General features: G+C 43.2%; 1 pseudogene. It reads right to left on the bottom strand.

Going from position 1 to position 438, the window contains the following annotated elements:
* Nucleotides 1-210: 210 nt before the first annotated feature.
* Nucleotides 211-438 (bottom strand): annotated as a pseudogene (locus UF05_RS25285) (hypothetical protein); the annotation flags it as partial.

Below are 438 nucleotides of genomic sequence, written 5' to 3'. Positions count from 1 at the left end.
AAAAACTTACCGCGAACTTTAGAACATGAATTCCTTAGGACAATAATTAAAGACTAATGCTTTTTGGGGGTTCTAAAATGTCCTTGGCCAGGAATGGAGCGATTATGCATCGGCAGACGCACTACCCGGCGACTGTAAGCATTGGGAGCAAAAGAGAGTGGTCGAGACATAGTGGCATCCTGCTTTCTTAATTCAAAGTGACTTAAACGACTAAGAAAGAAAGGTGCGAACTTTGCGATTACAGTATTGGTTGTTAATAGCGGTTAAATGAAACAGGCGCAGTGCGTTGATCTCTTTCTGCCAGATGTCCGGATCAATTGTTTCTAAAATCAGAGGGATCCCATCAAAGCGAGGGTCTATCGCAATTTACTCGAAACAATCCCACCCGATCTCTCCTTTATCTAAAGAATGGTTACGAGCCACTTTGCTAGCAACCTC

Origin of the sequence: Vibrio sp. S457-15, assembly GCF_000960545.1 — a bacterium.
GTDB classification, from domain to species: domain Bacteria; phylum Pseudomonadota; class Gammaproteobacteria; order Enterobacterales; family Vibrionaceae; genus Vibrio; species Vibrio parahaemolyticus.
The sequence above is the reverse complement of the archived record's forward strand: the minus strand, read 5'-3'. Positions and strand labels throughout refer to the sequence as shown.